This window comes from Pseudomonas guariconensis (assembly GCF_024127895.1).
In the GTDB taxonomy this organism is placed as follows: Bacteria; Pseudomonadota; Gammaproteobacteria; order Pseudomonadales; family Pseudomonadaceae; genus Aquipseudomonas; species Aquipseudomonas guariconensis_B.
The window spans coordinates 1-22549 of record NZ_JAMYBK010000005.1; the positions used below are offsets into that span (position 1 = coordinate 1).

Here is a 22549-nt window from a genome sequence, read left to right on the forward strand (position 1 = left end):
GTGCTGACCAACGACCCGGGCACCGGCGTGATGCGCCACGCCGACGCCGGCTATCAGATCGCTATCGACTGCGCCAAGGAGCAGGGCCTGGACCTGCCGATGATCACGGGCTGATCGACGTTCTTTGGGTTGTCGCCGAATTACGTTGATACTGAAATAACAAGAAGGGGCCTGCGGGCCCCCTGCGAATTGGAGTAGCGAAGTGACCGAACTGACCCTCAAGCCCGGCACCCTGACCCTGGCGCAACTGCGCGCCATCCATGCAGCGCCGGTGCGCCTGCAACTGGACGCCAGCGCCGGCCAGGCCATCGACGCCAGCGTCGCCTGCGTCGAGCGCATCATCGCCGAGGACCGTACCGCCTACGGCATCAACACCGGTTTCGGCCTGCTGGCCTCGACCCGCATCGCCAGCCACGACCTGGAGAACCTGCAGCGTTCCCTGGTGCTGTCCCACGCCGCCGGCATCGGTGCCCCGCTGGACGACGACCTGGTGCGGCTGATCATGGTCCTGAAGATCAACAGCCTCAGCCGTGGTTTCTCCGGCATCCGTCGCAAGGTCATCGATGCGCTGATCGCCCTGGTCAACGCCGAGGTCTATCCGCACATCCCGCTCAAGGGCTCGGTTGGCGCCTCCGGCGACCTGGCGCCGCTGGCGCACATGTCGCTGGTCCTGCTCGGCGAAGGCAAGGCCCGCTACAAGGGCCAGTGGCTGCCGGCCAGCGAGGCCCTGGCGGTCGCCGGCCTGGAGCCGCTGACCCTGGCCGCCAAGGAGGGCCTGGCCCTGCTCAATGGCACCCAGGCGTCCACCGCCTACGCCCTGCGCGGCCTGTTCCAGGCCGAAGACCTGTTCGCCGCGGCCATTGCCTGCGGTGGCCTGACCGTGGAAGCGGCGCTCGGCTCGCGCTCGCCGTTCGATGCGCGCGTCCATGAAGTGCGCGGCCAGCGCGGCCAGATCGACACCGCCGCGTGTTTCCGCGACCTGTTGGGCGACAGCAGCGAAGTGTCCCGGTCCCACGAGAACTGCGGCAAGGTGCAGGACCCGTATTCCCTGCGCTGCCAGCCCCAGGTCATGGGCGCCTGCCTGACCCAGCTGCGCCAGGCTGCCGAAGTGCTGGCGATCGAGTCCAATGCGGTGTCGGACAACCCGCTGGTATTCGCCGCCGAAGGCGACGTGATCTCCGGTGGCAACTTCCACGCCGAACCGGTGGCCATGGCTGCCGACAACATCGCCCTGGCCATCGCCGAGATCGGTGCCCTGAGCGAGCGCCGCATTTCGCTGATGATGGACAAGCACATGTCCCAGTTGCCGCCGTTCCTGGTGGAAAACGGCGGGGTCAACTCCGGCTTCATGATCGCTCAGGTCACCGCTGCCGCCCTGGCCAGCGAGAACAAGGCCCTGTCGCACCCGCACAGCGTCGACAGCCTGCCGACCTCGGCCAACCAGGAAGACCACGTGTCCATGGCCCCGGCCGCCGGCAAGCGCCTGTGGGAGATGGCCGAGAACACCCGTGGGGTGCTCGCCATCGAATGGCTGGGTGCCTGCCAGGGCCTGGACCTGCGCGAAGGCCTGAAGACCTCGACCAAGCTGGAGCAGGCGCGCCAGGCCCTGCGCCGCGAAGTGCCGCACTATGACCGCGACCGTTTCTTCGCCCCGGACATCGAAGCGGCCGCCGCGCTGCTGGCCAAGGGCTGCCTGACCGGGTTGCTGCCCGCGGGCGTATTGCCGAGCCTCTAGCTCTGCGGTGCCTCATCGCCGGCAAGCCGGCTCCCACAGGGCTGGCGCCGCTCCCAAGGTCGGCGCGATACCTGTGGGCGCCGGCTTGCCGGCGATGGGGCGCGAAGCGGCCCCTTCGCTTCAGGACCAGAACAAGAATAAGGACGCGATATGCAACAAGAAGGTCTCAAGCGCGGGCTCAATGCCCGCCACATCCGCTTCATGGCCCTGGGGTCGGCCATCGGCACCGGGCTGTTCTACGGCTCCGCCTCGGCCATCCAGATGGCCGGCCCCGCCGTGCTGCTGGCCTACCTGATCGGTGGCGCGGCCGTGTTCATGGTCATGCGCGCCCTCGGTGAGATGGCCGTGCACAACCCGGTCTCCGGCTCCTTCGGTCAGTACGCCAGCACCTACCTGGGGCCCATGGCCGGGTTCGTCCTGGGCTGGACCTACGCTTTCGAGATGATCATCGTCTGCATCGCCGACGTCACCGCCTTCGGCATCTACATGGGCTTCTGGTTTCCCGAGGTGCCCCGCTGGATCTGGGTGCTGGGCATCGTCTTCCTGATCGGCGGGCTGAACCTGTGCAACGTCAAGGTGTTCGGCGAGATGGAGTTCTGGCTGTCGCTGCTCAAGGTCGGCGCCATCGTCGCGATGATCCTCGCCGGGTTGGGCATCATGGCCTTCGGCCTCGGCCAAGTGGGTGCCGACAACGCTATCGGCCTGAGTAACCTGGTGGCCCATGGCGGCTTCATGCCCAATGGCATCGCCGGCCTGGTCGCTTCCTTCGCCGTGGTCATGTTCGCCTTCGGCGGCATCGAGATCATCGGCATCACCGCCGGTGAGGCCAAGGACCCGCAGCGGGTCATCCCCAAGGCCATCAATGCCGTGCCGCTGCGTATCCTGCTGTTCTACATCCTCACCCTGTTCGTGCTGATGTGCCTGTACCCCTGGCCGCAGATCGGCAGCCAGGGCAGCCCGTTCGTGCAGATCTTCAGCCACCTGGGGATCGGCTCGGCGGCGGCCTTGCTGAACGTCGTGGTGATCTCGGCGGCGGTGTCGGCCATCAACAGCGACATCTTCGGCGCTGGCCGCATGATGTACGGCCTGGCCCAGCAAGGCCATGCGCCACGCGGTTTCGCCCAGGTCTCCCGGCATGGCGTGCCGTGGCTGACCGTGTTGGTCATGGGCGCGGCGCTGCTGCTGGGCGTGGTGCTCAACTACCTGATCCCGGAGAACGTGTTCCTGCTGATCGCCTCGATCGCCACCTTCGCGACCGTATGGGTATGGCTCATGATCCTGGTGACCCAAGTGGCCATGCGCCGCAGCATGAGCCGCGAGCAGGTGGCGCAGTTGAAGTTCCCGGTACCGTTCTGGCCGTACGGGCCGGCCATGGCCATCGTTTTCATGTTGTTCATCTTTGGCGTGCTCGGCTACTTCCCGGACACCCAGGCGGCGCTGATCGTCGGCGTGCTCTGGGTGGTGTTCCTGGTCGCCTCCTACCTGCTCTGGTGCAAGCCGCGGGCCGGGCAGGGCGAACCGGTGCGCGAGCCGGCCGAGCTGCACCGCTAGACACGGAGACCTTTTATGAGAACCCTCTGGCAGCATTGTCATGTGGCGACCCTGGCCCAGGGCCGCTACTCGATCATCGAGGACGCGGCGATCATCACCAGCGCTGGCCTGGTCGAGTGGATCGGCCCGCGCGACGATCGCCCTGTGGTCGAGGCCGACCGCACGGTGGACCTGGGCGGTGCCTGGGTCACCCCGGGGCTGATCGACTGCCACACCCACGCGGTGTTCGGCGGCAACCGCAGCGGTGAGTTCGAGCAGCGCCTGCAGGGTGTCAGCTACGCCGAGATCGCCGCCCAGGGCGGCGGCATCGCCAGCACCGTGCGGGCCACCCGCGCGGCCAGCGAGGACGAGCTGCTGGCCAGTGCCCGCCAGCGGGTCCAGGCGTTGATGCGCGATGGCGTCACGACGATCGAGGTCAAGTCCGGCTACGGCCTGGACCTGGCCAACGAGCGCAAGATGCTGAAGGTCGCCCGGCGCCTGGGCGAGGAGCTGCCGTTGACGGTGCGCAGCACCTGTCTGGCTGCCCATGCCCTGCCGCCGGAGTATGCCGGGCGGGCCGACGACTACATCGCGCATATCTGCGACGAGATGCTCCCGGCCCTGGCCGGGGAAGGACTGGTGGACGCGGTGGACGCCTTCTGCGAGCACCTGGCGTTCTCGCCGGCGCAGGTCGAGCGAGTGTTCATCAAGGCGCGGGAGCTGGGCCTGCCGGTCAAGCTGCACGCCGAGCAGTTGTCGTCGCTGCATGGCTCGAGCCTCGCGGCGCGCTACCAGGCGCTGTCGGCCGACCACCTGGAGTTCATGACCGAGGAGGATGCCATCGCCATGGCTGCGGCCGGCACCGTCGCCGTGCTGCTGCCCGGCGCCTTCTATTTCCTGCGCGAGACCCAGTTGCCGCCGATGGATGCCCTGCGTCGCCACGGCGTGAAGATCGCCCTGGCCAGCGACCTCAACCCCGGCACCTCGCCGGCCTTGTCGCTACGGCTGATGCTGAACATGGGCTGCACCTTGTTCCGCATGACCCCGGAGCAAGCCCTGGCCGGCGTCACCCTGCATGCCGCCATGGCACTGGGCCTGGGCGACAGCCATGGTTCGCTGGAGGTGGGCAAGGTGGCGGACTTCGTCGCCTGGCAGATCGAGCGCCCCGCCGACCTGGCCTACTGGCTCGGCGGTGACCTGCCCAAGCGCGTGGTGCGCCTGGGCCATGAGATATCCAATTGAGCGAGGCGACATGGACAAGGTACTGAGTTTTCACCAGGGCCAACTGCCGCTGCTGGTCAGCATGCCGCATGCCGGGCTCGACCTGACCCCTGCGGTGCGCGACGGCCTGGTCGAGCAGGCGCGCAGCCTGCCCGACACCGACTGGCACATCCCGCAGTTGTACGATTTCGCCCAGGAACTGGGGGCCAGCGTGGTGGCGGCGCACTATTCGCGTTTCGTCATCGACCTCAACCGCCCGGACGACGACAAGCCGCTGTACGCCGGTGCCACCACGGGCCTGTACCCGGCGACGCTGTTCGATGGCGAGCCGCTGTTCAAGGCAGGTCTCGAGCCGTCCGCCGACGAGCGCAAGGCCTACCTGGAACAGGTCTGGCGCCCCTACCACGACACCCTCCGCCGTGAGTTGGCACGCCTGCGCGAGATCCACGGCTATGCGCTGCTGTGGGACGCCCACTCGATTCGTTCGCACGTTCCCCACCTGTTCGACGGCAAGCTGCCGGACTTCAACCTCGGCACCTTCAACGGCGCCAGTTGCGACCCGGCCCTGGCCGAGCGCCTGCAAGCGGTCTGCGCCGAAGCGCCGGGCTACAGCCATGTGCTCAACGGGCGTTTCAAGGGCGGACACATCACCCGTCACTACGGCGACCCGGCCAACGACATCCACGCCGTGCAGTTGGAACTGGCGCAGAGCACCTACATGGAAGAGGTCGAGCCGTTCACCTACCGCCATGACCTGGCCCAGCCGACCCAGGTGGTGCTACGGCGGTTGCTGGAGACGGTGCTGGCCTGGGGCAGGGAGCGCTACGGGCGCTGATCTGTCGGTCCTTTTCGCGGGCTTGCCCGCGAAGGGGGCGGTGAGACCGGCGCAAAACCCTGCTGATTCACCACGACACATGCTCAAAGCGCAATTCAGGTTTATGATGCCCAACGGCAGACTAAATCCTCACACGGAGTGCGCAATGCAGACCTTGTACCCGCAGATCAAACCCTACGCCCGGCACGATCTGGCCGTGGAAGCGCCGCATGTGCTGTATGTCGACGAAAGCGGTTCGCCGGAGGGTCTGCCGGTGGTGTTCATCCACGGTGGCCCGGGCGCCGGCTGCGATGCCCAGAGCCGCTGCTACTTCGATCCCAACCTGTACCGCATCATCACCTTCGACCAGCGCGGCTGCGGACGCTCCAGCCCCCACGCCAGCCTGGAGAACAACACCACCTGGCACCTGGTCGAGGACCTGGAGCGTATCCGCAAGCACCTGGGGATCGACAAATGGGTGCTATTCGGCGGCTCCTGGGGCTCCACCCTCGCCCTGGCCTACGCCCAGACCCACCCCGAGCGGGTCCATGGCCTGATCCTGCGCGGCATCTTCCTGTGCCGTCCCCAGGAGATCCAGTGGTTCTACCAGGAAGGCGCCAGCCGCCTGTTCCCCGACTACTGGCAGGACTACATCGCACCGATCCCGGCGCACGAGCGCGACGACCTGGTCAAGGCCTTCCACAAGCGCCTCACCGGCAACGACCAGATCGCCCAGATGCACGCGGCCAAGGCCTGGTCGACCTGGGAAGGGCGCACTGCGACCTTGCGCCCCAACCCGCTGGTGGTCGATCGTTTCTCCGAGCCGCAGCGGGCGCTGTCGATCGCCCGTATCGAGTGCCACTACTTCATGAACAACGCGTTCCTGGAGCCAGACCAGCTGATCCGCGACATGCCGAAGATCGCCCACCTGCCGGCGGTGATCGTGCATGGCCGCTACGACGTGATCTGTCCGCTGGACAACGCCTGGGAGCTGCACCAGGCCTGGCCGAACAGCGAGCTGAAGGTGATCCGCGATGCCGGTCATGCCGCGTCCGAGCCGGGCATCACCGACGCCCTGGTACGTGCCGCCGACCAGATGGCCCGGCGCCTGCTCGACCTGCCCCTGGAAGAAGCATGAAAGGGCTGCTGCAACGTGTCCGCGGTGCGCGGGTCGAAGTGGCGGGGGAGGTGGTCGGTGCCATCGACCAGGGCCTGCTGGTGCTGGTGGCGGTCGAGCCCGAGGACACCCGCGAGCACGCCGACAAACTGCTGCACAAACTGCTCAACTACCGAGTATTCAGCGATGCCCAGGGCAAGATGAACCTGTCGCTCAAGGATATCGGCGGCGGCCTGCTGCTGGTGTCCCAGTTCACCCTGGCCGCCGACACCCGCAACGGCATGCGCCCGAGCTTTTCCACCGCCGCGCCACCGGCCCTCGGCGCCGAGCTGTTCGACTACCTGCTGGCGCAGGCCAAGGCGGCCCATGGCGATGTCGCCAGCGGTCGTTTCGGCGCTGACATGCAGGTGCATCTGGTCAATGATGGCCCTGTAACATTAATGTTGCAAATGTGAGCTTAAAGAACCCTGTGGCTACATGAATCCAGGGGGTTCATACGATAAATAGTGTGTTCAGCCTGATGCGTTGTAACGCGGCCTGCTGGATAATCGCGCGCTGCGAGAGCCCCGTTCGTGGGCTCGTTTCACCTTGACTCGAGCATTGTCTGGATCCGTTTGGGGAATCATTGCGCCCGTACGGGGTCCGAACAGTGCTCGCCAACCCGGCATTTGTCGCTGGCCGTTGGTTTCATGATCTGTTTTCGGCGAGGGTTGCTCGTGATTGTAAGTCCCTGTAATGCACCAAGAATTCCCGGCAATCGGCTGCGCAAGGCCCTGGCGGCTGGCGTGGCGCTGGTCGGCCTGATGAGCGCTGGCCAACTCTGGGCATTCAATCTTGACGATGTTGCAGCCAAGGCAAAGGATCTGGCCGGCCAGAAGTACGAAGCACCGAAGAGCAACCTGCCGGAGGTCTTCCGCGACATGAAGTTCGCGGACTACCAGAAGATCCGCTTCATCCAGGAAAAGGCCGAGTGGGCCAAGGACAAGACGCCGTTCAAGCTGTCCTTCTATCACCAGGGCATGCATTTCGACACGCCGGTGAAGATCAACGAAGTCACCGCCACCACGGTCCAGGAGATCAAGTACGACCCGAGCCGCTTCGAGTTCGGCGACGTCCCGCATGACCCGGAAACCACCAAGCACCTGGGCTATGCCGGTTTCCGCGTGCTCTACCCGATCAACAAGGCGGACAAGCAGGACGAGATCATGACCCTGCTCGGCGCCAGCTATTTCCGCGTGGTCGGCAAGGGCCACGTCTATGGCCTGTCGGCCCGTGGCCTGGCCATCGACACCGCATTGCCGTCGGGCGAGGAGTTCCCGCGCTTCACCGAGTTCTGGGTCGAGAAGCCCAAGCCCAACGACAAGCACCTGGTGATCTACGCGCTGCTCGATTCGCCGCGTTCCACCGGCGCGTACAAGCTGATCCTGCGCCCGGGCAGCGACACCATCGTCGACGTCAAGTCGCGCGTGTTCCTGCGTGAGCCTGTCAGCCGCCTGGGCGTCGCCCCGCTGACCAGCATGTTCCTGTTCGGCCCCAACCAGCCGTCGAAAGTCATGAACTACCGCCCGGCCCTGCACGACTCCGAAGGCCTGTCGATCCATGCCGGCAACGGCGAATGGCTGTGGCGCCCGCTGAACAACCCCAAGCACCTGGCCGTGAGCAGCTTCACCGTGGAGAACCCGCGTGGCTTCGGCCTGATGCAGCGCCAGCGTGACTTCAGCCACTACGAAGACCTCGACGACAACTACCAGAAGCGCCCGAGCGCCTGGATCGAGCCGCGTGGCGACTGGGGCAAGGGCACCGTCGACCTGGTCGAGATCCCCACCGCCGACGAGACCAACGACAACATCGTCGCCTTCTGGAGCCCGGAGAAGCTGCCTGAGCCGGGCAAGCCGTTCGAGTACGACTACCGCCTGCACTGGACCATCGACGAGGCCCGCTTCCAGGCACCGGACCTGGGGTCGGTCAAGCAGACCATGCGCTCTACCGGCGACGTCAAGCAGTCCAACCTGATCCGCCAGCCCGATGGCAGCGTGGCCTTCCTGGTCGACTTCCAGGGCCCGGCGCTGGCGGCCCTGGCGGAGGACACCGCGCTGCGCAGCCAGGTCAGCGTCGGCGACAACGCCGAGGTGGTGGAGAACAACCTGCGCTACAACCCCGAGACCAAGGGCTGGCGCCTGACCCTGCGGCTGAAGGTCAAGGACCCGGGCAAGTCCACCGAAATGCGTGCCGCGCTGGTGCGCGACGTGCCGGTCGAGGCGCCCAAGCCAGCCAAGGCCAGCAAGCAGGACAAGGCCGTCGCCAAGCCCGTCAAGGCCGAGAAGGCCCGCGAGGCTGAACAACCTGCCGCCGATGCGGCGCCCACCAACGGGGCCCCGGCCACCACCGAGAAGGTGCTGACCGAGACCTGGAGCTATCAGTTGCCTGCCGATGAGTAACTCAAGCGCAAGGCCAGAATCGCTTGGCGAATACCTGGCCCATCTCCCCCTGAGCGACGAGCAGCGCGCGGAACTCGCCAGCTGCGCCTCGTTCAGCGAGTTGCACCAACGCCTGGCGGCCCATCCGGCCGCCAGCCCCGACGAGGCCGTGCAGGCCTCGATCGGCCCACGCCTGACCGTGGGCAGCGCCGCCGAGCTGGAGGACGCCGAGATGCTCGGCGTCGATGGCAACGGCCGGCTGTGCCTGAAGATCGCACCGCCGATCAAGCGTACCCGGGTGCTTCCCGAGCCCTGGCGCACCAATATCCTGGTGCGCCTGTGGCGTCGCCTGACCGGCCGCAGCAACGCCCCGCAGCCGCCCAAGCGCGAACTGCCGCCTGCGCGCTGGCGCCGGGTCGGCTCGCTGCGCCGCTACATCCTGTTGCTGCTGATGATCGGCCAGACCCTGGTCGCCGGCTGGTACATGAAGGGTATCCTGCCGTACCAGGGCTGGTCGTTCGTCGACCTCGACGAGATCCTCGCCCAGTCGCTGTGGGACACCGTGGTGCAGGTCTGGCCCTATGCCTTGCAGACCTCCATCCTGATCCTCTTCGGCATCCTGTTCTGCTGGGTGTCGGCGGGCTTCTGGACCGCGCTGATGGGCTTTCTCGAGCTGCTCACCGGCCGCGACAAATACCGTATCTCCGGCAGCGGTGCCGGCAGCGAGCCGATCGCGGCGGATGCGCGTACGGCCATCGTCATGCCCATCTGCAACGAAGACGTGCCACGGGTCTTCGCCGGCCTGCGCGCGACCTTCGAGTCGGTGGCCGCCACCGGTGACCTGGATCGCTTCGACTTCTTCGTGCTCAGCGACACCAACGACACCGACATCGCCGTCGCCGAGCAGCAGGCCTGGCTGGAGGTGTGCCGCGAGGCCAAGGGCTTCGGCCGCATCTTCTATCGCCGCCGCCGTCGCCGGGTCAAGCGCAAGAGCGGCAACCTGGACGACTTCTGCCGGCGCTGGGGCGGCGAGTACAAGTACATGGTCGTGCTCGACGCCGACAGCGTGATGAGCGGCGAGTGCCTGACCAGCCTGGTGCGCCTGATGGAGGCCAACCCGGATGCGGGCATCATCCAGACCGCGCCCAAGGCCTCGGGCATGGACACCCTCTATGCGCGCATCCAGCAGTTCGCCACCCGCGTCTACGGCCCGCTGTTCACCGCTGGCCTGCATTTCTGGCAGTTGGGCGAGTCGCACTACTGGGGCCACAACGCGATCATCCGCATGAAGCCGTTCATCGAGCACTGTGCCCTGGCACCCCTGCCGGGCAAGGGTGCCTTCGCCGGGGCGATCCTGTCCCACGACTTCGTCGAGGCCGCGCTAATGCGCCGTGCCGGCTGGGGCGTATGGATCGCCTACGACCTGCCGGGCAGCTACGAGGAGCTGCCGCCGAACCTGCTCGACGAACTCAAGCGCGACCGCCGCTGGTGCCATGGCAACCTGATGAACTTCCGCCTGTTCCTGGTCAAGGGCATGCACCCGGTGCACCGCGCGGTGTTCCTCACCGGGGTGATGTCGTACCTGTCGGCACCGCTGTGGTTCTTCTTCCTGGTGCTGTCGACCGCACTGCTGGCGACCAATACGCTGATGGAGCCGCAATACTTCATCGAGCCGTTCCAGCTCTACCCGCTGTGGCCGCAGTGGCACCCGGAGAAGGCTATCGCCCTGTTCTCCACCACCATCGTGTTGCTGTTCCTGCCCAAGCTGCTCAGCGTCATCCTGATCTGGGCCAAGGGCGCCACCGAGTTCGGCGGGCGCATCAAGGTCACCTTGTCGATGCTGGCCGAGATGCTGTTCTCCATGTTGCTGGCGCCGGTACGGATGATCTTCCACACCCGTTTCGTCCTGGCGGCGTTCCTCGGTTGGGCGGCGACCTGGAACTCGCCGCAGCGTGACGACGACTCCACCCCTTGGAGCGAGGCGGTACGCCGCCACGGCCCGCAGACGTTGCTGGGCATCGCCTGGGCGGCGCTGGTGGCCTGGCTCAACCCGAGCTTCCTGTGGTGGCTGGCGCCGATCGTCGGCTCCCTGGTGCTGTCGATCCCGGTCTCGGTGATTTCCAGCCGCGTGCGCTTGGGCCTTAGCGCCAAGGACGAGAAGCTGTTCCTCATCCCCGAGGAGTACGCCACGCCGCAGGAGCTGCTGGCCACCGACCAGTACACCCACGAGAACCGCTGGCACGCCCTGCACGACGGTTTCGTCCGGGCCGTGGTCGACCCACGGCAGAACGCCCTGGCCTGCGCCATGGGCACCGCCCGCCACGGCCAGGCCGCACCGATCGAGGCGCTGCGTGCCGAGCGCATCGCCAAGGCGCTGGAGGCCGGCCCCGACGGGCTGGACGGCAACACCCGCCTGGCATTGCTGAGCGACCCGGTGGCCCTCTCGCGCCTGCACGAGCGGGTCTGGGCCGAGCACAACGCGGCGTGGATCGATGTCTGGCGCAGCTCCATCGCCAACGATCCGCACTCGCCGTTGCTGCCATTGCATCCTGAGAACGAGGTAAGGCCTTCGCTGGTGGGGGCCTGATAGCCGCCGGGGCCGCTTTGCGGCCCAATCGCCGGCAAGCCGGCTCCCACAGTCCTCGTTGCTCTTTCGGCCGCTGTTCTGCGCGACAGCGCCGTCCAACGGGCTGGGTGATCCTCCACAGGTTCACCACTGCCCTTGGGCCTGGTGGAGTACCGGTGGAGGCCGGCTTGCCGGCGATTAGGGCTCCCCAATATGCGTGCCTGTATGGATTTTGGCCAACAAAGTCCCCCTCGGCTCTAGGTCCCAGGGCCACCATGCGTTAGCATCCGTCTCCGATATTCCGCTGCGGCCGGTACGGCCGTACCAACAATAAAATTCGCAATTTCTTTGCTAGGGGACCTGGTGATGATGAAGAAATACCTGTCGCGACTGCTGGTGGGTGTCACCGCGCTGGTCGCGGTCTCGGCCGCCCAAGCGGGCGCCATCGACGATGCGGTCAAGCGTGGCAGCCTGCGGGTCGGCATGGACCCGACCTACATGCCGTTCCAGATGACCAACAAGCGCGGCGAGATCATCGGTTTCGAGGTCGATATCCTCAAGGCCATGGCCAAGTCCATGGGCGTCAAGCTGGAGACCGTTTCCACCGCCTATGACGGCATCATCCCGGCCCTGCTGACCAACAAGTTCGACATGATCGGCAGCGGCATGACCCTGACCCAGGAGCGCAACCTGCGCCTGAACTTCAGCGAGCCCTTCATCGTCGTCGGCCAGACCCTGCTGATCCGTAAGGAACTGGCGGGCGAGATCAAGTCGTACAAGGACCTGAACAACGAGAAGTACCGCATCACCTCCAAGCTCGGCACCACCGGCGAGATGGTGGCCAAGAAGCTGATCAGCAAGGCCAAGTACCACGGCTACGACAACGAGCAGGAAGCGGTGATGGACGTGGTCAACGGCAAGGCCGATGCCTTCGTCTACGACGCGCCGTACAACGTGGTCGCGGTGGAGAAGGCCGGTGCCGGCAAGCTGCTGTTCCTGGACGAGCCCTTCACCTACGAGCCGCTGGCGTTCGGCCTGAAGAAGGGCGACTACGACAGCCTCAACTTCATCAACAACTTCCTGCACCAGATCAAGCATGACGGGACCTACGATCGTATCCACGACAAGTGGTTCAAGAACAAGGACTGGCTGAAGGAAATGGAATAAGCAGCTTCAAGCCGCAAGCTGCAGGCGGCAAGAAGAAGCGGATCGGTGCACGGCCCGCTTTTTCTTGCCGCTTGTAGCTTGCGGCTTGCCGCTTAATGGGAAGTATCCACGTGATCAAACACAAGAAAGCCCAGTGGCCCTGGCATGCACTGACCGCCCTGGTCCTGGTGGGCTTGGCGTTCAGCCTGTACCTGGCCACTTCGATGATCTCCTACGAGTGGCGGTGGAACCGCGTACCGCAGTACTTCGTCTACAAGGCCGAGGAAGCGCAGCGTGCCGCTGGCTACGGTACCGTGCAGGACATCGTCGTTTCCGGTGACAGCGCACGTGTCACGCTGAAGGACGAAAACGGCGACGAGCAGGTGCTCGATGTGGCCAAGGACAGCTTGCAACTGAGCCGCGGCGACGATGTCTCCGAGGGTGACCAGGTTGGCGTGACCCGCCACTGGGCCGCCGGCCCGCTGGCCTGGGGGCTGTGGACCACGCTGTGGATCTCGGTGGTCTCCGGCGCCCTGGGCCTGGTGATCGGCCTGTTCGCAGGCCTGTGCCGGCTGTCGAACAACCCGACCCTGCGTGACCTGTCCACGGTGTATGTCGAACTGGTGCGCGGCACGCCGCTGCTGGTGCAGATCTTCATCTTCTACTTCTTCATCGGCACCGTGCTCAACCTGTCCCGCGAGTTCGCCGGGGTGGCGGCGCTGGCGCTGTTCACCGGCGCCTACGTGGCCGAGATCGTCCGCGCCGGCGTGCAGTCGATCGCCAAGGGCCAGAACGAGGCGGCCCGCTCGCTGGGCCTGAACGCCGGCCAGTCGATGCGCCACGTGATCCTGCCCCAGGCCTTCAAGCGCGTGCTGCCGCCGTTGGCCGGGCAGTTCATCAGCCTGGTCAAGGACACCTCGCTGGTGTCGGTGATCGCCATCACCGAGCTGACCAAGAGCGGTCGCGAGGCCATCACCACGTCGTTCTCGACCTTCGAGATCTGGTTCTGCGTGGCAGGTCTGTACCTGCTGATCAACCTGCCGCTGTCGCACCTCGCCAGCCGGCTCGAGCGGAGGCTTGCGCAAAGTGATTGAAGTCCGTGACCTGGTAAAAGTCTTCGACACCCGTGGCCAGGTGGTGCGCGCGGTGGACAACGTCACCACCTGCGTGGCCAAGGGCGAGGTGGTGGTGGTGCTCGGCCCTTCGGGTTCGGGCAAGTCGACCTTCCTGCGCTGCCTCAATGGCCTGGAGCACTTCGACGAGGGCCATGTGTCCATCGACGGCCTGCCGCTGGACGACCCGAAGACCGACATCAACGCCTATCGCCGCGAAGTCGGCATGGTGTTCCAGCATTTCAACCTGTTCCCGCACATGACCGTGCTGGAGAACCTGTGCCTGGCGCAGAAGGTGGTGCGCAAGCGCAGCAAGGCCGAGCGCGAGGCCAAGGCCAAGGCTCTGCTGGAAAAGGTGGGTATCGGCCAGAAGGCCAACGAGTATCCATCGCGCCTCTCTGGCGGCCAGCAGCAGCGGGTGGCTATCGCCCGTGCCCTGGCGATGGACCCGAAGGTCATGCTGTTCGACGAGCCCACCTCGGCGCTCGACCCGGAAATGGTCGGCGAGGTGCTGGATGTCATGAAGACCCTGGCCCAGGAAGGCATGACCATGGTCTGCGTGACCCACGAGATGGGTTTTGCCCGTGAGGTGGCCGACCGCGTGCTGTTCTTCGACCATGGCAAGCTGCTGGAGGACTCCCCACCCCAGCAATTCTTCGCCGCCCCGAAGGACCTACGCGCCCAGGCCTTCCTGCGCCAGGTCCTCTGACTACCCCGGGCTGCAAGCTACAAGCTGCAAGAACAAGCCGAACGAGGATGGAACTGCCATCACCGCTCTGCTCTTTCTTGCAGCTTGTAGCTATCAGAGCCGGAAACGCCCCACCAGCCCCTGCAGGTGAGTGCCCAGTCGGGCCAATTCGACGCTGGAGCTGGCGGTCTCTTCGCTGGCGGCCGAGGTCTGGTCGGAGATATCCCGTACGTTCATCACGCTGCGGTTGATCTCCTCGGCCACGGCGCTTTGCTGCTCCGCTGCCGTGGCGATCTGCTGGTTCATCGCCTGGATCGACGACACGGTGCGGGTGATGGTCTCCAGCGAGCCACCCGCGCGGCGGGTCAGGTCGACGCTGCTGTCGGTCAGTGCCCGGCTGTTGTCCATGACGCTGGCGACATGCTGGGTGCCGTTCTGCAGGCCGGCGATCAACTCCTCGATTTCCTCGGTCGACTGCTGGGTGCGCTGGGCCAGGCTGCGCACTTCGTCGGCGACCACGGCGAAGCCGCGGCCAGCCTCGCCGGCCCGGGCCGCCTCGATGGCGGCGTTGAGGGCCAGCAGGTTGGTCTGCTGGGCCACCGCCTTGATCACGTCGAGCACGCTGCCGATCTTGTCGCTCTCGGCCTTGAGCTGGTTCATGGCCTCGCTGGAGTTGACCACCTCGCCGGCCAGGCGCTCGATCTGGGCGATGGCCTCGGCGACCACCCGGTCGCCTTCCCGCGCCTGCTGGTCGGCCATCACCGCCGCTTCCGAGGCCTGCTCGGCGTTGCGCGCCACCTCGTGGACGGTGGCGGCCATCTGGTTCATGGCGGTGGCCACCTGGTCGGTCTCGACCTTCTGGTTGTTGACCCCGGCGCTGGTCTGCTCGGTGACTGCGGAAAGCTCCTCGGCAGCGCTGGCGATCTGCGTGACGCCGTCGCTGATGCCACCGATCAGCTCGCGCAGGCCTTGGGTCATGCGCTGCATGCTGGCCTGCAGCTGGCCCAGCTCGTCGCGGCGCGCCACCAGCAGGTCCTGGCTCAGGTCGCCGTTGGCCACGCGCTCGGCGGCTGCCAGGGTCTGGCGCAGCGGTACGATGATCTGCCGGGTGATGGCCCAGGCCGCCAACACCCCCAGCAGTACCGCCAGGGCCGTGGCGCCGGCCAGGGTGCGCTTGGCCTGGCGGGTGCCCTGATCGCGCACTTCGGTTTGCGAAACGGTCATGGCCTGGCTGGTGTCCAGCAACACCGTGCCCTCCTCGGCCATGCGCTGCAGGGCCTGCTCGCTGGCGGCCTGGGCATTGCCGACCTGGACCACCGCATCGCGGTAGGCGGCCAGGGCGCTGGCGGCTTCCTGCAGGCTGCTGGCATGCTCGCCAGCCACCTTGTCGGGCAGCGCCTTGAGCACAGGCATGGCCTGGTCGATGGCCTCGAGCGCGGTCTGCTGGAATTGTGCCCGGCCACTGTAGGTGTAGCCGCGTACCTGGAAGCGCGCCTGTTGGAGCTGCGCGGCGACCTTCACGGCTTCATGGTATTGGCTGATATCGCCGGTCTGCAGCAGGCGCTGCTGGACCTTGTCGATCAGCTCGGCCGCCCGGTCGGCGCTGTCGCCCAGCACGTCGCGGCTGGCATTGCGGCGCTGGTCGGCCTGCCTGAACTCGGAGAAGGCCTGGCGATACTGGCGCACGGCCTCCCGCTGCTGCTGCAGGCGCTGCTGATCGGCGGGGTGCTCGATCTGCCCCAGCATGGCTTGCACCTGCTGCTCGAGGCGATCGAGGATCTTCTCCAGCTCTGTCGCGGACGCCGGGTCGCGGTTGCGATCGTACTGCTGCCGGGCAATGCGCAGCTCCTGGGTGCTCTCGTGGATCAGCGAGATGTTGCCCAGCTTGTCGCCACGGTCGATGACGCTGTCCAGGCCAAGCCAACCCGTCAGGGTAATGGCCAGGGTCAGCATCAGCACCAGCCCGAAGCCGAGGCCCAATTTGCGATTGACACTCATATTTCCCAGGAACTGGGCAAACCCACCATGCATGTTCGACTCCCCGGCAACTCGGCAGCAACTGTTGTTGTATTGCATAGACCATCGGCCTGTAGCGAGGAAACTTAATGGGCGATTGGTCTGATGAGAGTGTCAGAAAATTCGCGAAAGCAGGGCGGTCACGGCGGTTTCCACACGCAGGATGCGATCACCGAGTTGCACCGGCGACAGGCCGGCCTTGCCCAGCAGATCGACTTCATAGGGGATCCAGCCGCCCTCGGGGCCGATGGCCAAGGTCACTGGCCCTTCCACGGCACGTGGGCAGGCCGGGTAGGGGCCAGGGTGGCCGACCAGGCCAAGGGTGCCGGCGGCGATGGATGGCAGGCGGTCCTCGACGAACGGCTTGAAGCGCTTCTCGACGATGACCTCGGGCAGCACCGTGTCGCGGGCCTGTTCCAGGCCGAGGATGAGGTTTTCGCGGATCGCCGCGGGGGCGAGGAAGGGCGTCTGCCAGAAGCTCTTTTCCACCTTGTAGCTGTTGACCAGGATCAGCCGTGGCACGCCCAGGGTGGCGACGGTCTGGAACAGGCGGCGCAGCATTTTCGGGCGCGGCACGGCCAGGACCAGGGTCAGGGGCAGCTTGGCGGGCGGTGGCTGGTCGCAGACGACCTGCAGCTCGGCCTCGTGGCCCTCCAGGCGCAGCACCGTGGCCTTGCCCATCGGCCCGTCGATGCGCCCGACACGCAGGGTATCGCCCACCGCGACCCGGTGGATTTCCTGCATGTGAGTGAAGCGGCGGTCGGCCAGGATCACACGGTCGGCCGCGACGAAGTCGGCTTCCTCGAGTAGCAGCAGGTTCACGGCTGGGTCGCTGGTGGTTGGTCGTTGGGGTCGTCCGATGCCGTTTCAGGCGCCCGGCTGCGCTTGCGGATCAGGCTGCCGAACAGTATCCCGATCTCGAACAGCATCCACATGGGCACGGCCAGCAGGGTCTGGGAGAAGATGTCCGGTGGGGTCAGGACCATGCCGACGACGAAACAGCCGATGATCACGTAGGGGCGGATTTTCTTCAGGTACTGCACCTCGACCACGCCGATCCATACCAGCAGCACCACCGCCACCGGGATCTCGAAGGCGACGCCGAAGGCGAAGAACAGCGTCATGACGAAGTCCAGGTAGCTGGAGATGTCCGTCATCATCGCCACGCCTTCAGGCGTGGCACTGGCGAAGAAACCGAAGATCAGTGGGAATACCAGGAAATAGGCGAAGGCCATGCCGGCGTAGAACAGGAGGATGCTCGACACCAGCAGCGGAATGGCGATGCGTTTCTCGTGGCGATACAGCCCCGGCGCGATGAAGCCCCAGATCTGCTGGAGGATGAACGGGATGGCCAGGAACAGCGAGACGATCATGGTCAGCTTGAACGGCGTCAGGAACGGCGAGGCCACGTCGGTGGCGATCATCGTCGCATTGGCCGGCAGGTGCGCGCGCAGCGGCGCCGAGACCAGGGTGTAGATCTGCTGGGCGAAGGCGAACAGCCCAGCGAAGATCAGGAACACGGCGGCAACGCAGCGCAGCAGGCGGGTGCGCAGTTCGGTCAGGTGCGAGACCAGCGGCATCGGCTGGTCGGTTTCCGGTCTATCGCTCATGGGGCTCGTGGCGGTTGGGGCGGCTCAGGGGGCGCGGTCGGGGCCGCGGGCGTGCGGGTGTCGGGGGCGGCCTGGGTGTCGCCGCTTGCCGGAGGGCTGGCCGGTTGCGCGGGCGGCGTTTGCGGGTCGAGGATGCGCCGGGCTTCCTGTTCCATCGACAGGATGTGCTCGTTGTGCAACTGGCGGCGGATCTCGTCGGCACCGATCTCACGCTCGACTTCCATCTTGATGCTGTTGAAGCTGCGCTTGAGCCGGCCGATCCACAGGCCTGCAGTGCGTGCGGCGCCAGGCAGGCGCTCGGGGCCGAGCACCAGCAGGGCGACTAGGCCGACGAGCAGCAACTCGCCGAAGCTGATGCCGAACATGAGTCAGTCTTTCCGCTGCGGTTCTTGGGCCGGCTGGGCCTGGCCTTCGATGGTGTGCGGCGGGTTCAGCGGCGCGCTGTTTTGCTGCTGCGCCTGTTGGGTGGGCTGCACGGGGGGCGGAGCCTGCTCGGCCGGCTTGTGCTCTTCTTCGTTCATGGCCTTGCGAAAGCCCTTGATCGACTCACCCAGGTCGCTGCCGAGGTTCTTCAGTTTCTTGGTGCCGAACACCAGGACCACGACGATCAGCAGGACAACCCAGTGTTTCCAGTCAAAGATACCCATTTCGTACTCCTGAAAAATGTCGGTGGACCTTCGGGGCTGCTCCCACGAGGCCCTCTGTACGACGCAGCCCCCTGTAGGAGTGGCCTTGCGTCGTGAAGGGGGCGTTCAACACCCCCAGGATACCGTCAGGCAGAAGGCTGGCGCGCGGCCTTTTCATCATGCCCGGAAAGCCCGAAGCGACGTTCCAGTTCGTCGAGCACTGCCTGTGGATGCTGCCCCAGCGCACTGAGCATGACCAGGCTATGGAACCACAGGTCGGCGGTTTCATAGATGACATCGCTGCAATCCTTGCTGACGGCGGCGTCCTTGGCGGCGATGATGGTCTCGACGGACTCTTCGCCGAGCTTCTCCAGGATCTTGTTCAGCCCCTTGTGGTACAGGCTGGCCACATAGGAGCTGTCGGGCGCCGCTTGCTTGCGCTCTTCCAATACCTCGGCGAGGCGGTTGAGGGTGTCGCTCATGTCAGTGTCCTGCGCTGTAGATGGCATCCGGGTCCTTGAGGACCGGGTCGACGATTTTCCACTGGCCGTCTTCGAAGACGCGGTAGAAGCAGCTCTCACGACCGGTATGGCAGGCGATATGGCCCAGTTGCTCGACCATCAGGATGATCACGTCGGCATCGCAGTCCAGGCGCATTTCGTGCAGTTTCTGCACATGGCCCGATTCCTCGCCCTTGCGCCACAGTTTGCCACGCGAACGCGACCAGTAGATGGCGCGTTGCTCGGCGGCGGTGAGGGCCAGGGACTCGCGGTTCATCCAGGCCATCATCAGCACGCGCCCGGTCTTGTGATCCTGGGCGATCGCCGGTACCAGGCCATCGCTGTTCCACTTGATCTCGTCCAGCCAGTCTTTCATCGTCGACTCCAAAACCAGGCCCGCTCCCGTACCGGGCCCTTTGCGCTAGTGTGCCAGCCGGCAGCGCGGCTGGCTATCGGCGTACGATCAGGTACAGGCCCGCGGCCAGCATCAGCCAGGCCGGCCAGGCGCTCGGTGCGCTGAGGCTGACGGCTCCGGCGGCGAGCGTGGCGCCGCCAGCGAGCAGGCCGGCACCGAGCAGGCGCAGCGCCCAGCGGTCGCCCTGGCGGCGCCGCTCCGGCAGTTGCGGGTCGTGCAGGTGCGGTTGCGACAGGCGCTCGAGCAAGTCGCGGGTCATGTCGGCCAGGTGCGGCAGTTGCTCCACCTGGCTCTGCAGGTTGCCGAACACCGCTTTGGGGCTCATGCGCTCGCGCATCCAGCGCTCCAGGTACGGCTTGGCGGTGCTCCACAGATCCAGGTCGGGATACAGCTGGCGGCCCAGGCCTTCGATGTTGAGCAGGGTCTTCTGCAGCAGCACCAGCTGCGGCTGGACCTCCATGTTGAAGCGCCGCGCGGTCTGGAACAGGCGCATCAGCACCTGGCCGAAGGAGATGTCCTTGAGCGGCTTCTCGAAGATCGGCTCGCACACCGTACGGATCGCCGCCTCGAACTCGTTGACCTTGGTCTGCGCCGGCACCCAGCCTGAATCGATGTGCAACTGGGCGACGCGACGGTAGTCGCGCTTGAAGAAGGCGATCAGGTTGCGCGCCAGGTAATCCTGGTCCTCGGACGTGAGGCTGCCGACGATACCGCAGTCGATGGCGATGTACTGCGGGCTCCAGGGCTTGACCGTGCTGACGAAGATGTTGCCCGGGTGCATGTCGGCATGGAAGAAGCTGTCGCGGAACACCTGGGTGAAGAAAATCTCCACGCCGCGCTCGGCGAGCATCTTCATGTCGGTGCGCTGGTCGGCCAGGGTCGCCAGGTCGGTGACCGGTACGCCGTAGATACGCTCCATCACCAGCACCTTGGGTCGGCACCAGTCCCAGTACACCTGGGGCACGTACATCAGCTCGGAGCCTTCGAAGTTGCGCCGCAGTTGGCTGGCGTTGGCCGCCTCACGCAGCAGGTCGAGCTCGTCGTAGATGGTCTTCTCGTAGTCGCTGACCACCTCCACCGGGTGCAGTCGGCGGGCATCGGCAGACACCCGCTCGGCGCCCTTGGCGATCAGGAACAGCCAGGCCAGGTCCTGGGCGATCACCGGCTTGAGGCCCGGGCGCACCACCTTGACCACCACTTCCTCGCCGCTCTTGAGGCGCGCGGCATGCACCTGGGCCACCGAGGCCGAGGCCAGGGGCTCGACGTCGAAGCGGCTGAACACCTCGCCGACCTTGGCGCCGAGCTGCTCCTCGATCAGGGCGACGGCGTGCTGGGGGTCGAATGGTGGTACGCGGTCCTGCAGCAGCATCAGCTCATCGGCGATGTCGGTGGGTAGCAGGTCGCGGCGGGTGGACAGCAACTGGCCGAACTTGATGAAGATCGGCCCCAGGTCCTGCAGGGCCAGGCGCAGGCGCGCGCCGCGGCTGAGCTCGGAGGGCTTGCGTGGCAGCCAGCGCCAGGGCAGCAGCAGACGCAGGCTCATCAGCCACCAGGGCAGGGGCAGGTCGAACAGCAGGTCATCGAGGCGGTAGCGGATCACGACGCGCTGGATGCGCAACAGACGGCGGACGGCGAGCAGCTTCATGCGTTATCGCTGGTATCAAGGGATCGGGCGAGACGGCGCAGGCGCGCCTCGAGGCGTTCAGTGTCGACCTTCAGCGCATCGAGCTCGCTGAAGGCCGCTTCGGCTTCGCGCTGGCCGACCAGGGTACGGGATTCCTCCGCCAGGTACTCGGAGAGGTTCTGGGAGAAGCGTGCCAGGCCCTGGCGGGTCCAGCGGGCGCGCAGGCGCAGGTGGCCGGCGAGCAGCGAGGTGGCCACCGGGCCCAGCCAGCGCGACAGCTCGTATTCCCAGTCCAGCTCCAGGTCCTGCAGCACGCCGACCAGGTCCAGCAGCACGGCGCTATCGCCATGCAACTCGACCTGCGGGCTGTGCAGCACGGCGTTCTTGTCCCTGGCCAAGGCCAGCTGGGCCAGGCGGCCGGCGGGGGCGCGCAGGCTGCAGTCGACCTCGCCTTCCCAGTGGGCGGCGAGCATCAGGCCTTCGGCGTCGGGCAGGATGAACAGCTGCAGGGCCGGTTGCTGGCAGTCGATGGCGATCACCTTGCCCTCGAGCGCAGCCAGGCGCGGCAGCGCCGTGCTGTCCATGCGCAGGACACGGTTGAGCCCGTGCTCGACGCTGGCGAGCAGGCCGGCCAGGAGCATCAGGGCTTGATCCCCCGGTGCACGGCGACGATGCCGCTGGTCATGTTGTGGTAGGTGACGCGGTCGAAGCCGGCCTCGACCATCATGGCCTTGAGGGTTTCCTGGTCGGGGTGCATGCGGATCGACTCGGCCAGGTAGCGGTAGCTGTCGGCGTCGTTGGTGATCAGCTTGCCGGCCAGCGGCATGAAGGCGAACGAGTAGGCGTCGTAGGCGCGCGACATCAGCTTGTTGGTCGGCTTGGAGAATTCCAGCACCAGCAGGCGCCCGCCCGGCTTGAGTACGCGCAGCATCGAGCGCAGGGCATCTTCCTTGTGGGTGACGTTGCGCAGGCCGAAGGCGATGGTCACGCAGTCGAAGTGGTTGTCGGGGAACGGCAGCTTCTCGGCGTCGGCCTGGACGAACTCGATGTTGCCGGCCACGCCACGGTCGAGCAGGCGGTCGCGGCCGACCTTGAGCATCGATTCGTTGATATCGGCCAGCACCACCTGGCCGGTCGGGCCGACCAGGCGCGAGAACTTGGCGGCCAGGTCACCGGTACCGCCGGCGATGTCCAGCACCCGGTTGCCGCTGCGCACGCCGGACAGTTCGATGGTGAAGCGCTTCCACAACCGGTGCATGCCACCGGAGAGGACGTCGTTCATCAGGTCGTACTTGGCGGCCACGGAGTGGAAGACCTCGGCGACTTTCTTCGCCTTCTGGCTCTCGGGCACGTCCTGGTAGCCGAAGTGGGTGGTGGGTTCGGCGGGTTCGCCTTTGCGCTGGTCGTTCATA

At 66.1% G+C, this 22549-nt stretch carries 22 protein-coding genes and 1 pseudogene; 12 read left to right on the forward strand and 11 right to left on the reverse strand.

Features of this window, described 5'->3' with window-relative positions:
- From NJF35_RS07830 to NJF35_RS07885, 12 genes are all read left to right on the forward strand, one after another.
- Positions 1–114: hypothetical protein (locus NJF35_RS07830; protein ID WP_253090963.1), on the forward strand; the 114-nt coding region annotated here is incomplete at its 5' end.
- 88 nt (positions 115–202) lie between these two features.
- On the forward strand, positions 203–1735 hold the full coding sequence (gene hutH, locus NJF35_RS07835; protein WP_225790883.1) for a histidine ammonia-lyase: 1533 nt from the start codon (positions 203–205) through the stop codon (positions 1733–1735).
- Between the two features lie 150 nt (positions 1736–1885).
- Positions 1886–3286: an amino acid permease gene (locus NJF35_RS07840; protein WP_225790884.1), complete on the forward strand. Its 1401-nt coding sequence runs from the start codon at positions 1886–1888 to the stop codon at positions 3284–3286.
- 15 nt (positions 3287–3301) lie between these two features.
- Positions 3302–4507, forward strand: coding sequence for an imidazolonepropionase (gene hutI, locus NJF35_RS07845; RefSeq protein ID WP_225790885.1), 1206 nt, complete (start codon positions 3302–3304; stop codon positions 4505–4507).
- Positions 4508–4517: 10 nt separating this feature from the next.
- On the forward strand, positions 4518–5321 hold the full coding sequence (gene hutG, locus NJF35_RS07850; protein WP_225790886.1) for an N-formylglutamate deformylase: 804 nt from the start codon (positions 4518–4520) through the stop codon (positions 5319–5321).
- Positions 5322–5466: 145 nt separating this feature from the next.
- Positions 5467–6438 carry a prolyl aminopeptidase gene (pip, locus tag NJF35_RS07855; protein WP_225790887.1) on the forward strand — a complete coding sequence of 324 codons (972 nt, stop codon included), beginning with the start codon at positions 5467–5469 and terminating at the stop codon, positions 6436–6438.
- The gene (gene dtd, locus NJF35_RS07860) at positions 6435–6872 is read left to right on the forward strand and encodes a D-aminoacyl-tRNA deacylase (RefSeq protein ID WP_225790888.1); all 438 of its coding nucleotides are present in this window, start codon (positions 6435–6437) and stop codon (positions 6870–6872) included. The genes pip and dtd overlap by 4 nt, the downstream gene beginning before the upstream one ends.
- Positions 6873–7133: 261 nt before the next feature.
- Complete coding sequence (locus NJF35_RS07865; protein WP_317235048.1) at positions 7134–8855, forward strand: glucan biosynthesis protein; 1722 nt, start codon at positions 7134–7136, stop codon at positions 8853–8855.
- Positions 8848–11421, forward strand: coding sequence for a glucans biosynthesis glucosyltransferase MdoH (mdoH, locus tag NJF35_RS07870; RefSeq protein WP_225790890.1), 2574 nt, complete (start codon positions 8848–8850; stop codon positions 11419–11421). The genes NJF35_RS07865 and mdoH overlap by 8 nt, the downstream gene beginning before the upstream one ends.
- A 348-nt stretch (positions 11422–11769) precedes the next feature.
- Positions 11770–12567 (forward strand): transporter substrate-binding domain-containing protein, encoded by a 798-nt coding sequence (locus NJF35_RS07875; RefSeq protein ID WP_225790896.1) that lies wholly within the window; start codon positions 11770–11772, stop codon positions 12565–12567.
- 95 nt (positions 12568–12662) lie between these two features.
- Positions 12663–13640, forward strand: coding sequence for an amino acid ABC transporter permease (locus tag NJF35_RS07880; RefSeq protein WP_262923773.1), 978 nt, complete (start codon positions 12663–12665; stop codon positions 13638–13640).
- Entirely contained in the window at positions 13633–14367 is a 735-nt protein-coding gene (locus NJF35_RS07885) for an amino acid ABC transporter ATP-binding protein (protein WP_225790897.1), read from the forward strand. The genes NJF35_RS07880 and NJF35_RS07885 overlap by 8 nt, the downstream gene beginning before the upstream one ends.
- A gap of 93 nt (positions 14368–14460) precedes the next feature.
- On the opposite strand, the gene NJF35_RS24820 is transcribed toward NJF35_RS07885, so the two are convergent.
- The 11 genes and pseudogenes from NJF35_RS24820 to ubiE all read right to left on the reverse strand — a co-directional run bounded on the left by NJF35_RS24820 (position 14461) and on the right by ubiE (position 22548).
- Positions 14461–15333 (reverse strand): methyl-accepting chemotaxis protein, encoded by an 873-nt coding sequence (locus NJF35_RS24820; RefSeq protein WP_410046044.1) that lies wholly within the window; start codon positions 15331–15333, stop codon positions 14461–14463.
- Positions 15316–16422 (reverse strand): annotated as a pseudogene (locus NJF35_RS24825) (methyl-accepting chemotaxis protein); the annotation flags it as partial. The gene NJF35_RS24820 and the pseudogene NJF35_RS24825, both read right to left, overlap by 18 nt.
- 54 nt (positions 16423–16476) lie before the next feature.
- On the reverse strand, positions 16477–17184 hold the full coding sequence (locus NJF35_RS07895) for a 16S rRNA (uracil(1498)-N(3))-methyltransferase (RefSeq protein WP_225790893.1): 708 nt from the start codon (positions 17182–17184) through the stop codon (positions 16477–16479).
- A complete protein-coding gene (gene tatC, locus NJF35_RS07900) occupies positions 17181–17972 on the reverse strand; it encodes a twin-arginine translocase subunit TatC (RefSeq protein ID WP_253081633.1) in 792 nt (263 codons plus the stop codon). Before tatC ends, NJF35_RS07895 begins: the two co-directional genes overlap by 4 nt.
- Positions 17969–18337 (reverse strand): Sec-independent protein translocase protein TatB, encoded by a 369-nt coding sequence (gene tatB, locus NJF35_RS07905; protein WP_253090946.1) that lies wholly within the window; start codon positions 18335–18337, stop codon positions 17969–17971. The genes tatC and tatB overlap by 4 nt, the downstream gene beginning before the upstream one ends.
- Before the next feature lie 3 nt (positions 18338–18340).
- A complete protein-coding gene (locus tag NJF35_RS07910) occupies positions 18341–18619 on the reverse strand; it encodes a twin-arginine translocase TatA/TatE family subunit (RefSeq protein ID WP_225788828.1) in 279 nt (92 codons plus the stop codon).
- Positions 18620–18744: 125 nt separating this feature from the next.
- The gene (locus tag NJF35_RS07915; protein WP_225788829.1) at positions 18745–19080 is read right to left on the reverse strand and encodes a phosphoribosyl-ATP diphosphatase; all 336 of its coding nucleotides are present in this window, start codon (positions 19078–19080) and stop codon (positions 18745–18747) included.
- 1 nt (position 19081) lies between these two features.
- The gene (hisI, locus tag NJF35_RS07920; protein ID WP_225788830.1) at positions 19082–19474 is read right to left on the reverse strand and encodes a phosphoribosyl-AMP cyclohydrolase; all 393 of its coding nucleotides are present in this window, start codon (positions 19472–19474) and stop codon (positions 19082–19084) included.
- 73 nt (positions 19475–19547) lie between these two features.
- Positions 19548–21158 carry a ubiquinone biosynthesis regulatory protein kinase UbiB gene (ubiB, locus tag NJF35_RS07925; protein WP_225788831.1) on the reverse strand — a complete coding sequence of 537 codons (1611 nt, stop codon included), beginning with the start codon at positions 21156–21158 and terminating at the stop codon, positions 19548–19550.
- The gene (locus NJF35_RS07930; protein WP_225788832.1) at positions 21155–21778 is read right to left on the reverse strand and encodes an SCP2 domain-containing protein; all 624 of its coding nucleotides are present in this window, start codon (positions 21776–21778) and stop codon (positions 21155–21157) included. The genes ubiB and NJF35_RS07930 overlap by 4 nt, the downstream gene beginning before the upstream one ends.
- Entirely contained in the window at positions 21778–22548 is a 771-nt protein-coding gene (gene ubiE / locus NJF35_RS07935; protein ID WP_225788833.1) for a bifunctional demethylmenaquinone methyltransferase/2-methoxy-6-polyprenyl-1,4-benzoquinol methylase UbiE, read from the reverse strand. Before ubiE ends, NJF35_RS07930 begins: the two co-directional genes overlap by 1 nt.
- Position 22549 lies beyond the last annotated feature (1 nt).